This window comes from Rubrivivax gelatinosus (assembly GCF_016583785.1).
In the GTDB taxonomy this organism is placed as follows: Bacteria; Pseudomonadota; Gammaproteobacteria; order Burkholderiales; family Burkholderiaceae_C; genus Rubrivivax; species Rubrivivax gelatinosus_B.
On sequence record NZ_NRRU01000130.1, the window covers coordinates 1 to 12,321 of the forward strand.

The following is a 12,321-nucleotide window of genomic DNA, read 5'->3' on the forward strand; positions in this document are numbered from 1 at the left end:
TGTCAGCGGCAGGGGTTTATCTGGCGACGAGGCGGGGATGAGGCGGTTGCTCGATCAGATGCTGTGGGGGTGGTGCGCCGGCATCGGCGCGTAGCGCCCCGCCCCCCACCCACCGGCAGCTCCGGCTTCGGCGGTCGGCCCTGCGGGCCGACTGCGCTGCGCTGCTCGGTTTCGCGGTCGCGCGGCCCAACTCGCTGCGCTCACTGGCGTGAGCTCCGCTCAAACAGTCGGCCGCGAGTCAGATCACGATGCGCGCTGACGCGCGCCGACCGCGAACCCTGCGCTGCTCGCCGCCGAAAAGTCGCAGCCGGCGGGTGGGGGGCGGGGCGCTGCGAGGCCGCCGCGGTTCTCATACCAAGCGGCCGACGTAAGACGGACTCGCCGACGGCTTACTAGCCGACTTGCTCCAAGCCTTTGAGAACGGCTGGAACCGCGCTTGCGGGCACTTGGAACTGCGCGCCGAATACCGTGAGATCAGCGCCGTCGCTGAAATCGCGACCGTGCGTCGGGGTGACATGGCTGATGTACTCAGCGTTGAGAAATACACGAGCGCCACCAACAGCTCGTACGTCGATGAACTTGCTGCCACTCTCTGCTACCGCATGAAGAATCGGCGTCATCTTGCTTGCTGGCACTGAGATCATCGCCAGAGACGGCTCTCCGAATGTAATGAAAATGACATCGACACCATCGTCGATATTCGTCCCATGTGTGGGCGATATCCGCGTAATCAGTGACGTATTTACAAGAACTGCCGTTCCGTTGCTGTCCAGCAAGTCAATGAACTTCCTAGCCATAAAATCCTCCCTTTTGATTAAATATCAAAGAAACCTTTGAATACTCCGGAATCTCTAACTAGAATCGCACCCAGAATAACCCGCGTCGAAATAGACACCAACCCAAAACAATAAGATCTGAGCCGACTCGATTATACCTCCTGACAGACAACCATCTTCACAATCAGATAGACGCCCCCGATTCTTGCAGAATCCGCTTAAGCACCTCCGGAACAGCCCCTTTCGCCTCTAGCGTCGCAGCCCGATACGCATATTGATTCTTAGCAAGCTGTATTCCCGCAGCCAACTCGATTTCTTCACAAGATGCCACCCACTCTGGCCAACTGGCAGCGAGACAACTCTCGAGGTGGTCACTCATAGTCGCCAGCCGCTCACCTACCATATCAGGAGGAAAATCAACCTCCATCTCACCAAAATACTTCAGAAGACGCCGATTCTCCGTCACAAATTTTGACCGCTCGCCTTCAATTTTTTCCTTACTCTTACCGACAGCCTTCGCCCGGGCCTCAAAACCGCCGTCCCCGTCAAATACAGCATAAGTTGGAATACCAAGAGCCGTAAGAATCGCATGCGCAAGCGGGATCCCACCTTTACCGCCAACCGAGACTATCGAAATCCCTTGCGACTCAAGGCACCCCACCGCACCCCGATCGCCAATTCCATACAGAACTGCGACCTCTGTGTCTCCTTCCACCAGGAGCGCGCGAGATGCAAACAGCGCGATAGAGAGACGACCTGTCACCACTCCATCTAGTTGTCGAGCAACTTGGTCTCCATCGATAATGCCATTCAGTTTGGACTTCACATCAGCGAGCGTCGCATAGTGGACCTTGATCGCCGGACTTCCGTCGGTGGATCTAGTTAGACGCCGAATTTGATTGAAGTTGCGAGCCTCAACAAAGTAGGGGCTATGAGTCGCATATGCCACTTGGATTCTTTTGTCCGTATCCTCTGCCAGAGACCTAAGAACCTTTGCGAAAGCCTGTGCCTGAATAGGATGCTGGAACAATTCTGGCTCTTCAATTGCCAGACAAATCACACCCTCCGTGGACGCCGAAGCCGATTGCGCCAAGAGCTGCAGCGCCGAGATTAAAATGGTGCGCTGGAAACCATGACCCTGCCGATCCACTGCGGTTGTTGCAGCACCATCCAGCACGCTGACATCAAATGTCGTGCGAGGGGCCTTGAGTTCAACAGGGGCAGGCGATACCGAAATCTCACGCCCAGGAGAATAGGATCGAACTATGTCGTTTAAGTGCGCAGCCATCACATCGAGCTGCGACTTGAATTTCTCGTCATAGACCTGTTGTTGCTTTACGCGTGACTCTTCAACGATTTTTGCAATCTCTGCATCAGCGGCACTTCGATCCACGGATCGCTCAAGTATTCTGCCGATGATGCTCGATTTCCCGTCGATCGACTCCTCACTTGCGCGAAGGTCCGCAGTGACCAAGACAAAGTCAAACAAACCACTCATCTTGCCGCCACTATTAAAACCAAAAAAATTGGTCTGAAGTGCTTCAGGCACATCGACAAGTTGATCGGTATGCGAGGACTCCCAAGCAATCACTGCCTGTTCAACCGCGGTCCCGGTACTAGCTGACGGCAACCCCAAGTCAGGTTGACTACTACGAAGCGTAGCGTAGAGCTCCTTTTTTGCACCCGCATTAGTAGCAGCCTTTATTTCATTGAACTCCGGGAATCCCTTTGCGTTTGCCGATAGCACCTCCGCCCCACTTGGCGATCGAATCTTCCACGCTGTAAAGGCATCAGTTTCTCGCGACGCATACTTACCAAGAGCATCGCGATCCTTGCCTGTAAGATCACGGAATGTAACCTGAACTTCGATAGGCTCGGAAACCACCCCAAATGAGCAATCACCCTCCGCAATTAGCCCAGGCTTGCCATTGAAGAACCAGTCAAGGGCGCGAAGCACGGTAGACTTACCAACCCCATTCGGACCAATGAATGTTGTGACGGAGTCAAAGGGAATAACAACATCCTTGAGAGCACGGAAGTTCTTGATGCGAACAGAGCATATCTTCACAGGACCCCCTTATATTTAAAAAGAAACGCACGAAAAATTCGCTATAGAGATGCCGTCTGATGCTCTCTGCAGTACTGCGCCCCCCAAACCGCTTCTCGTTGTTCCAGCAGAACTTGCCTTCAGCGAACGAGATCCTGGCGCCGCAGGTCGCGCAAATGAGTTTGCGGCGCTCCGGCGCTGCGTCCTGAGGCGTAACCGCCTCCGCCGTTGAAGGTTCCGGCGCCCGCGCTGGCGCTACAGGCTCCCGCCGTGGAGCGACAGCAGGCGGCACAGCAGCCACCACCTCCACCCTCGGCTTCATGAACTCCGGCAAAGCCAGCAGATCGCTCGGCCTGTGCTGCCGCACCAGCTTGCGCGCGAACTCCTCGATCGTGTCGGCACCGCGGATGTTCATCAGCGCGCCGACGAAGCGGCCGGGCGTGAAGCTCGTGTTCTGCTGGAACTTCTCGTGCCACGCCCGAAACCCGTCCGCCTTGATGACGTTCGTCGTGTCGAAGGCCTTGGCCGGCGGCCGGTGGATCAGCGACGAGGGGCTGACCAGCACGCAGTGTTCGATATGCGGCGCGCCGCCGTTGCGGCCGCAGATCTCCAGGCGCTCGAACAGCTTGCGCAGCGGGCCTTCGTGGCGACGGCTCTGCTCCAGCGGCGACGGGATGCCGAACACACGTTCGCCGGAATACTCGACCGAGAACTCGCCGTGTTCGTTGATGCGCAGGCTGCCGTTGAAGTTCTTCGTCTCCAACAGGTACACATACATCCCGCGCGTCAGCACCAGGTGGTCGATCTGCACCACCTCGCCGTCGACCTGGAAACGCAGGTCGTGCAGCAGCATCCGGTCGGGGTCGTCCCGCAGGTAGTTGTCGAGGAAGTGCGCCGCATCGCGCTCGCCGGCGATGCCGCGTTTCAGGCGGAACTGCTCGTCGCGCAGCCAATCACGTTGGCGGCGGTCCAGCAGCGGGGACTTCTGCAAATCCTCGAGCAGCGCGAGCCGCTTCGACTTGTCGTCGGCGGACTTGATCAGCACGCGATGACCTCCCTGGTCACTTTTGCCTGGGATCATGCCACCGCGTTACGCCCGCACACAAAGCTTCGCCCGCCCGATGCGCGCGAACTGCGGCACACGGGGCGGGCGAATGCGGGGCTGTTTCGGCGCGGCTTGCGCCAGATCTAATCCGCTACGGGCGTCAGCTTGCGTCTGGCGCCCCGCGGGACACTAAGGCGGCGGGCAGCAGCGTGGCGGTGGCCGCGCAAGCCACGCGCGGCACCTTGCACGCGGTCTTCAACCCGACGCGAAGAAGACTGGAGCCCCAAACTGCTGTCGCCCCGCCGTCTTGCGCCCACAAAAGCCAACGCCCCGGGGCGCACCCGGGGCGTTGACGGGCGCTCGTCCAGCACCCCATTTCAGCCACAACTTCCTTGGCTGCAGCAGATAGTGCAAGTACGTTTGCACTAAACGACGGTTGCGGCCGTCCCGCGTCGCGGGCGGCGACCGGGCTCCGCCGCCTTACAGCTTGTAGTTCACCGACATCGACACCTGCCGCGGCGCACCGTAGATCCCGCCGCCGGACAGCCCGCCGATGTACTTCTTGTCGGTCAGGTTGTCGACGTTCAGCCGCAGCGTGGTGCGTTCGTTCAGCTCGTAGGCAGCGAAGGCGTTGGCCAGCAGGTACGAGCCCTGGCGCACGGTCTCGGCGGAATTGCTGACGTCGGACTGCCAGCGCCCGCCCACGCCCAGGCGCAGCTGGGGCAGTTGCGCGACGCGCGTGTCGAAGCGGAAGTTGAGCGTGGTGCGCGGCACCCACAGGCTGGTGTCGTTGCCGTCCGGGCCGGTGAGCTTCAGGCGCGTGAAGCCCAGCGTGATGCGCGAGTCGGCACCGATGCGGCCGGTGGCTTCGGCCTCGAAGCCGCGCGACTTCACGTCTTCAGGCTTGTACCAACTGGCGTTGGTGTCGGTCCTGATGCCCGCGTAGGTCGCCAGGCCCTTCTGCTCGGCGGTGAAGACGGCGAAGGTGGTCAGCAGCTTGCGGTCCAGCCACTCGGCCTTGACGCCGGCCTCGGTGTTCACGCCCTTCATCGGGTCCAGGTAGACATTGTCGTAGTCGGTCTGGTCCTGGTTCTGGAAGATGGTCGAGTACGAGACGTAGCCCAGCACCGCCGGCGTGATGTCGTAGGTCAGGCCGACGTAGGGGCTGGTCTCCTTGGTGTCGGGGTAGCTGACGCCGTTGGTGCCGGCGTTGCCGTAGCGGCTGGCGCCTTCGCGCTGCAGCTTGATGGCGTTGACGCCGACGATGGCCTTCAGCCGCTCGGTCAGCGCCAGACGCGACGCGGCGTACAGCCGGGTCAGCGTCTGCTCGCCGTCGGTCGTCGACGCGACGCCGGTCCATTCGGGCTCGGGGTAGACGTCGCCGCGGTACGGGAAGGCGGGCAGCGGCTGGTCGCCGTACGTGGCGGTGTCGTAGCCCTGGGTCGCGGTGTCGCTCTGCTGGCGCGAGCGGCTCAGCCCGGCGATCAGGCTGTGGCGGCGGCCGAAGGCCTCGAACTCGCCGCTGAGGTTCAGGTCGACCAGGTTGTTCTTCGTCGTGCCGTGGCTCTTGTACGGCCAGCCGATGAGGCCGGTGTCGTTGTCGTTCAGCCCGGCAACCCCCGTCGGCAGGTAGGCGTAGAAGAGCTTGGTGTCCTCGGTCGTCTCGCGGTGGTTGACGGTGGCCTTGAGCTCCCAGTCGGGCGCCAGCTCGTGGCGGTACTCGACGAAGGCGTTGTTGCTGCGCGTGTTCCAGTAGGTCCAGTCCTGCGAGGTCGACGACGAGCGGTCGAACTCGGCCTGGCCGCCGCTGGCGTAGTTCAGCGTCAGCGAGCCCCACATCGGCGAGTCCTGGTTGGCGCGCTGGTGGCTGAAGCCGAAGGTCAGCATGCCGTGCTCGCCGATCTGGCCGTCGATGACGCCGTAGACGGTGCTGCGCAGGTCCTGCAGCCCGCGCAGATAGGAGTCCTTGTCCTCACGCGCGACGACCAGCCGGCCGGCCCAGGAGCCGTCTTCGGTCAGCACCTTGTTGTAGTCCAGCGCCAGGCGGTTGCTGCCGTAGGGGCCCCAGGTGACGTTGGCCTCGCCGCCGTCCTCGTTCTTGGGGCGCTTGCGCACGTAGTTGATCGTGCCCGAGGCGTTGCCGACGCCGGTCAGCAGGCCGTTGGCACCCCGGATCAGCTCGATGCGCTCGAACAGGTAGCTGTCCTGCTGGCCGACGACCACGCCCCAGTCGTTGCTCATGCCGACGCCGTCGACCTGCGTCAGCTGGATGTCGAAGCCGCGCGAGTTGAAGCCCGCCCGGTTGGTCTCGTACTGCTCGATGTTGATGCCGGTGCCCAGGCGCAGCGCCTCGTTGCTGCCGGTGGCGCCGAAGTCGACGATGTCCTGCTTGTCGATCGTGCTGATCGACTGCGGCGTGTCCTTGATCTCCATCGGCAGCCCGGTCGCGCCCTTGGAGACGCGCTGCGCACGCTTGGCGGTGACGACGATCTTCTCGGCGCCGCCGTCGGCCGTCGTGGCCTGCGCCTGGGTCTCGTTCTGCGCTTGTGCCTGGGCCTGGGCGTGGACCTGGCCGGCCAGGGTGCACACCGCGATCGCGCAGGCGCTCAACATCAGTTTCTGGGTCATGGGCTTGGAGGGAAGGAGTCGACGGCAGCTGCGCGATCCGATGACCGCGGGCGCGGGCCGCAGCACGCAATCCCCCTCATGTGGCGGCGCAGCGTCATCATTCGGGGGGATATGCACGATGGGCTCGCGAATGATAACGGTTCTCGTTAACATCGCCAGCCACAAGCCGGCCCTGTTGTTGCCCGGCCGCACGGAGAGTCGATGTCTGCTGAATTCCGCCGCGTCTGGGCCTGGCCGCTGGGCCTGGGCCTGCTCACGGCCTCGGGCCTGCTGAGCGCGCTGGTCTCCGACCACTGGGGCGACGTCTGGTCCTGGTTCGCGCTGGGGCTGCCGGTGCTGGTGGGCGGCTGGTACGCCGTCGCGGGGCGGCGCGCATGATCAGCGCGCGTTCGCTGCGCGCCTGGAGCTGGCTGCACACCTGGAGCAGCCTGGTCTGCACCGTCTTCATGCTGCTGCTGTGCCTGACCGGGCTGCCGCTGATCTTCCACCACGAGATCGAGCACCTGGCGGGCGACGAGGTGGAACTGCCGGTGCTGGCCGCGCCGCAGGCCGCCCGGCCGCTGGACGAGGCGATGGCCGCGGCGCGTGCGCTGTACCCGCAGCGCATCGTGCAATACGCCGCACCCGACGAGGAAGAGCCGTCGATCTGGCACTTCACGCTGACGCCGACGCCGGCGCCCACCGACGACTACAAGTCGGTCGCCGTCGACCTGCGCACGGCGCAGGTGCTGCGCGACGCCAAGACCGGCGAAGGCTTCATGTACTGGATGCAGCGCCTGCACATCGACCTGTTCGCAGGCCTGCCGGGCATGCTGTTCCTGGGTTTCATGGGCCTGCTGATGGTGGTGGCCATCGTCTCGGGCGTGGTGCTGTACGCGCCCTTCATGCGCCGGCTGGACTTCGGCAGCGTGCGCCGCGACCGCTCGCCGCGGCTCAAGTGGCTGGACCTGCACAACCTGCTGGGCATCGTGACGCTGGTCTGGGCCACCGTCGTCGGCTTCACCGGCGTCATCAACACCTGGGCCGACCCGCTGGTGAAGTACTGGCAGTACTCGCAGCTGAGCGCACTGCTGGCGCCCTACGCCGGCCAGCCGCTGGTGCCCGAGGCCGAACGTGCGCCGGTGCAGCAGGCGCTCGGCGCGGCGCTGGCGCACACGCCGGGCCAGAAGGTGTCCTTCCTCGCCTTCCCGGGCACGGCCTACTCCAGCCCGCACCACGTCACCGTCTTCCTTCAGGGCGACACGCCGCTGACGTCCAAGCTGCTCAAGCCGGTGCTGGTCGACGCGCGCAGCGCCAGCGTCACCGCCGCGCCCGCCCTGCCCTGGTACCTGACGGCGCTGCTGGTGTCCAAGCCGCTGCACTTCGGCGACTACGCCGGCATGCCGATGAAGATCCTCTGGGCGCTGCTCGACGTCGCGACCATCGTCGTGCTGGGCAGCGGCCTGTACCTGTGGCTCAAGCGCCGCGCGACCCGCACGCGCGAGGCCGCGGTCGGCGAGACCGAGGACGGCGTGCCCGCGCTGACCTGAGCCGGCTCACCTGGGGCACCCTTCGGCCTGTCGGCCGGTCCCGCCGGGCGGGAAGGAGCCCCGGACAAGTCCTGAGGGCTCAGGTGCGCCAGATGCGCGGCGGGTTCGGCTCCAGGCCCCAGAGCACACGCCGCCAGGCGGCGCGCAGCTTGACGGCCAGCGCCATCGCCGGCTCCACGCGGTCGGCGAGCACCCGCGCCACCACCACCGGCGCGTGCGGCGAGGTGACGCCGGCCGTTGCCGCCAGCGCATCGGCGTCGATGACTTCGCGCGCCGCTTCCAGCAGCGCGGTGCGGCGCGCGGCGGCGAAACCGGCGCCGCCGGCGGCGCACCACATCGTCGCCAGCACGCGGTGGCCGGCAAAACCGCAGGGGCCGTCCAGCAGCACGGTGTCGCCACCGTTGACGACGCCGGCGTCCAGCCAGACACCGTCCAGCTCGACGCGCTGGGCGTAGTTCCCGGCGTCGAAGGCTTCGCCGGCTGCGGGCAGGCCCAGCGCCAGGATGTCCCAGCCGATCGCCTCGGCACCGGGCGCCAGGCGCAGCTGCAGCCGATTGTCGGCCAGGCAGCCGCGGTGGGCGATGGTCTCCATCGGCAGCCATTCCAGCCGCGTGCCGGCGGCCAGGTCGAAGGCGACACGCTGCAGCGCGCGCTCGCCGGCGCTGCGGTAGAAACGTGTCGCGCCGGGTGTCGTCAGCAGCGCATGGCTGCCGGCGGCCAGCGTGGCGTCGACTTCGAGCACGTCGCCGCCGACGATGCCGCCGGGCGGGTGCACCAGCACGTGGTGGCAGATGCCGGGGCCTTCGGGGTACAGGCGCTGCAGCACGCGCAGCGGGCCGTGGTGCCGGTCGAGCGCGATGCAGCGCTCGCCGTCGAGCCGGTAGTCGATACGCAGATGGCCGTGCCAGCCCATGGACGGCGGGCACGCACGCGGCGCCCGGAAGGAAGTGGGGACGGGCGAGTGTAGGAGAGCGCGGTGCTCAGGCCGCGCGCGGTTCGTCGTTCGCGGCCTGCGGCGTGGCCGGGCGTGCGGCCTCGGCCGCCAGCGTGCAGGCGAGCGCGCCGACACGTGCGATGGCGCCGCGGTGGCTGTCGTCCCAGTCGCCGCCCAGGCTCAGGCGCAGGCAGTGGCGGTAGCGGTCGCTGGCGCTGAACATCGTGCCGGGCGCGACGCAGATGCCGGCGGCGAGCGCACGGCGGAAGAGCTCGATCGAGTCCACAGCTGTCGGCATCTCGACCCACAGCATGATGCCGCCGGCCGGGTCGGTGACGCGGCTGCCCCGCGGGAAGTGGGCGGCGACGAGCTCACGCGCCTCGGCCATGCGCGGGCCGATCGCGCGCCGCAGCCGGCGCAGCCCCGGCTCGTAGCCGGGCTGGTTCAGCAGTTCGGCCATCGCCATCTCGACGATGCCGGTGTTGCCGCCGCCGAAAGCCGGCTTCACCCGCTTCACGGCGGCGCTGTAACGCCCGGCTTCGATCCAGCCGACACGCAACCCCGGCGCCACGGTCTTGGCGAAGGAGCCGCAGACCATCACCAGGCCTTCGGTGTCGAAGGATTTCACCGCGCGCCGGTGTTCGTCGCGTTCGGCCAGGTCGTTGTAGATCACGTCCTCGATCATCGGCACCTGGTGCCGCGCCAGCAGCTGCGCGAGGCGCCGGCGCTCGCCCACCGGCATGCAGGCGCCCAGCGGGTTCTGCAGCGTCGGTACCGCCAGCAGCGCACGCACCGGCTGCGTCTGCAGCGCCAGCGCCAGCGCGTCCACCGACAGGCCGTGGCGCGGGTGCGTCGGGATCTCCAGCGCGCGCAGGCCCTGGGCTTCCAGGATCTGCAGGAAGCCGAAGGAGGTGGGCGACTCCAGCGCGACGGTGTCGCCGGGCCGGGTGACGGCGCGCAGCCCGAGCGCGATGGCCTCGTTGCAGCCGCCGGTGGCGACGATGTCGCGTGCGTCCAGCGTCAGCCCCATGCCGAGCGCACGGCGTGCGATCGCGCGGCGCAGCGCCTCTTCGCCGAAGCTGCCGGGGTAGTGCGTCAGCAGCGCGCGGTGCCGCAGCGCCGCCTGGCTGACGGCGCGGCGGATGCGCGCGCCCGGGTACAGCGCCGACGACGGGCAGGCGGCGCCCAGCGACACCACGCCGGGCGCGCCCAGCATCTGGATCATCAGTTCGTAGAGCGAGGCGATGTCGACCGCCAGCGGCGCTTCGGGCGGCGACGAGGTGCCGGGTTCGGCCAGGCGCACGCCGCGCGGTGCGGCGGCGACGAAGTAGCCCGACTTGGGCCGCGCCTGCACCAGCTGTTCGTCTTCCAGCGCGCGATAGGCCTGCAGCACGGTGGCCACCGACACCAGCTGCTCGCGCGCCGCCTGGCGCACCGACGGCAGCCGCGCCCCGGCCGGCAGGGTGCCGCCGCGGATCGCGCCGGCCAGGTGCTCGGCGAGGCGGCGGTACAGCGGGCGGGAAGCGTCGGCTGCGGTGGCGTCCATGTGTTCATTGTGGGCGCGCCGCGTGGCTGTGGACCGGTACAGCCGCGGCCCGAACAGGCCAGCACAGCCGCATACCGGCGGCCATCTGTGCCGGTGAAGCCCACGCGGCGCTGTGGCTGGCGGGCGCCCGGCCGCGCCACGACGATGGCCGCCATGGACACCACCGCCCTCCTCCTCGCCCCCGGCCAGGCCCTGACGCTGGCGCCGGGCCCCGCCGGCCGCCGGCTGCGTGTGCTGCAGGGGCGCATCTGGCTGACCGCCAGCGGCTGCGCCGACGACGAGGTGCTGGCCGCCGGCGCCGAGCACGTGCTGCCGGCCGGCAGCCGCGGCGCGCTGGTGGTCGAAGCGCTGGACGGGCCGGTGCGGGCCGAGCTGCTGCCGCCGGGCGCCGAGCTTAAGCCCGGCGCCAGAAGTCCCGGTGCAGCGCCGCGATCTCCGGCGTGGCAGCCAGCACCGGGCCGATGACCTCGATCGCACGCTGGCCGCGTGCGAAGAGTTCGCGGCAGGGCAGGTCCAGCGTCGGGTTCTCGGGGTGGTCGCCGGTCAGCGCGAGCAGCGCCCGTTCGTCCATGCCGTAGACCAGCCGGCCGATGCCGGCCCAGTACTGGGTGCCGGCACACATCGCGCAGGGCTCGACCGTCGTCACCAGCGTGCAGCCGGCCAGGTATGACGTGTCCCAGCGGTGCGCGGCCTCGCGTGCCAGCACCGCCTCGGCGTGTTCGACGGCGCTGACGTTGCCCTGCTCCAGCAGCACGGTGTCGCCATCGGGCGCGACCAGCACCGCGCCGAAGGGGTGGCGGCCTTCGGCCAGCGCACGCGCCGCGACTTCGTTGGCGCGGCGCAGCCAGGCCAGCAGGCGCTCGGGGGTGGGCGCGTCCATCGCGGCGATGCTAAGGCGCCGGCCGCGCACCGTCGCGGCGCAGCAGCAGCGCCAGCACGGCCACCAGCAGCGCCTGCTGCCACCACAGCCAGGCCGGGCGGCCGCTGCTTTCGATCAGCAGGCCGGCCAGCGCCGGGCCGCAGGCCGACAGCCCCGTGTAGACCAGCGACACCTGGCGCACGCGGCGCGCGATCTCGCCGGCGTCGGGCCCCTGCGCGGCGTGCACCATGCCCAGCGTCAACAGGCCGGCGCCGGCACCGCCGACGGTGAAAGCCACCACCGCCAGCACCGGCAGCGAACCCGGCGCCAGCAGCGCGGCGGCGGTTGCCAGCGCCGCGGCGCCGGCGCAGATCCAGCCGCTGCGGCGCACGCCCAGACGGTCGGCGCACCAGCCCAGCGGCACCTGGCAGAGCATGCCGCCGATGCCGAGCACGGTGAGCAGCCGCGCGGTGTCGGCGGTGTCCAGGCCTTGCGGCGCCAGCGCCACGCCCAGCTGCGACAGCAGGCTGCCCTCCATCCAGCCGCCCAGGCCGGCGATCCAGGCGCCCAGGCCCAGGCCGCGCCAGCCGGCGCCGGCTTCGGGTTCGGCATGCACCGCAAGCGTCTTCGCCAGCATCAGCGGCAGCAGCGCCGCCAGGCAGGCGGCAGCGCCCAGGTGGAAGGCGTCGGGGCGCAGCGTGCCCAGCAGCGCCACTGCCGCCGGCCCGGCCACCGAGGCGACGCCGATCAGCGTCTCGTGCACGCCGACGACACGCCCGCGCGCGCTGCCGGGTGCCAGCCGGTAGAGCCAGGTCTCGTTGCCGATCCAGCGCCAGCCCAGCCCCAGGCCGATCGCCGCCGACGGCAAGGCCCAGGCGGCCAGCGGCAGCGCCGGCGTCAGCAGGAAAGCGAGCGCGCTGATGCCGACACCGGCGACGACCGCCCCGCGGTAACCGA

General features: G+C 67.6%; 11 protein-coding genes. 3 read left to right on the forward strand and 8 right to left on the reverse strand.

Annotation, left to right across the window (positions count from 1 at the left end):
- Positions 1-392: 392 nt before the first annotated feature.
- The 4 genes from CKO43_RS22790 to CKO43_RS22805 all read right to left on the reverse strand — a co-directional run bounded on the left by CKO43_RS22790 (position 393) and on the right by CKO43_RS22805 (position 6,496).
- Positions 393-797, reverse strand: a complete 405-nt coding sequence (locus tag CKO43_RS22790; RefSeq protein WP_200380082.1) for a hypothetical protein — start codon at positions 795-797, stop codon at positions 393-395.
- 163 nt (positions 798-960) lie between these two features.
- Entirely contained in the window at positions 961-2,844 is a 1,884-nt protein-coding gene (locus tag CKO43_RS22795; protein ID WP_200380083.1) for an AAA family ATPase, read from the reverse strand.
- The gene (locus tag CKO43_RS22800; RefSeq protein WP_346728382.1) at positions 2,780-3,868 is read right to left on the reverse strand and encodes a nuclease-related domain-containing protein; all 1,089 of its coding nucleotides are present in this window, start codon (positions 3,866-3,868) and stop codon (positions 2,780-2,782) included. Before CKO43_RS22800 ends, CKO43_RS22795 begins: the two co-directional genes overlap by 65 nt.
- Before the next feature lie 480 nt (positions 3,869-4,348).
- The gene (locus tag CKO43_RS22805; protein ID WP_200380084.1) at positions 4,349-6,496 is read right to left on the reverse strand and encodes a TonB-dependent siderophore receptor; all 2,148 of its coding nucleotides are present in this window, start codon (positions 6,494-6,496) and stop codon (positions 4,349-4,351) included.
- Between the two features lie 201 nt (positions 6,497-6,697).
- Between CKO43_RS22805 and CKO43_RS22810 the strand changes: the two genes are divergently transcribed.
- Both CKO43_RS22810 and CKO43_RS22815 read left to right on the forward strand, forming a co-directional pair.
- A complete protein-coding gene (locus tag CKO43_RS22810; protein ID WP_200231569.1) occupies positions 6,698-6,874 on the forward strand; it encodes a hypothetical protein in 177 nt (58 codons plus the stop codon).
- Positions 6,874-8,025 (forward strand): PepSY-associated TM helix domain-containing protein, encoded by a 1,152-nt coding sequence (locus CKO43_RS22815; protein WP_346728384.1) that lies wholly within the window; start codon positions 6,874-6,876, stop codon positions 8,023-8,025. Before CKO43_RS22810 ends, CKO43_RS22815 begins: the two co-directional genes overlap by 1 nt.
- Positions 8,026-8,104: 79 nt before the next feature.
- Here the strand turns inward: CKO43_RS22815 and CKO43_RS22820 are convergent, their stop codons facing one another.
- Both CKO43_RS22820 and CKO43_RS22825 read right to left on the reverse strand, forming a co-directional pair.
- Positions 8,105-8,938, reverse strand: a complete 834-nt coding sequence (locus CKO43_RS22820; protein ID WP_200380086.1) for an urease accessory protein UreD — start codon at positions 8,936-8,938, stop codon at positions 8,105-8,107.
- A 67-nt stretch (positions 8,939-9,005) separates the two neighbouring features.
- Positions 9,006-10,505: an aminotransferase-like domain-containing protein gene (locus CKO43_RS22825; protein WP_200380087.1), complete on the reverse strand. Its 1,500-nt coding sequence runs from the start codon at positions 10,503-10,505 to the stop codon at positions 9,006-9,008.
- 153 nt (positions 10,506-10,658) lie between these two features.
- Between CKO43_RS22825 and CKO43_RS22830 the strand changes: the two genes are divergently transcribed.
- Positions 10,659-10,970, forward strand: a complete 312-nt coding sequence (locus CKO43_RS22830) for a DUF2917 domain-containing protein (RefSeq protein ID WP_207185192.1) — start codon at positions 10,659-10,661, stop codon at positions 10,968-10,970.
- Here the strand turns inward: CKO43_RS22830 and CKO43_RS22835 are convergent.
- Complete coding sequence (locus CKO43_RS22835) at positions 10,900-11,385, reverse strand: nucleoside deaminase (RefSeq protein ID WP_200380089.1); 486 nt, start codon at positions 11,383-11,385, stop codon at positions 10,900-10,902. The two genes, CKO43_RS22830 and CKO43_RS22835, sit on opposite strands and share 71 nt — an antisense overlap.
- 10 nt (positions 11,386-11,395) lie before the next feature.
- A partial coding sequence (locus CKO43_RS22840; protein ID WP_200380090.1) for an MFS transporter occupies positions 11,396-12,321 on the reverse strand: 926 nt, incomplete at its 5' end.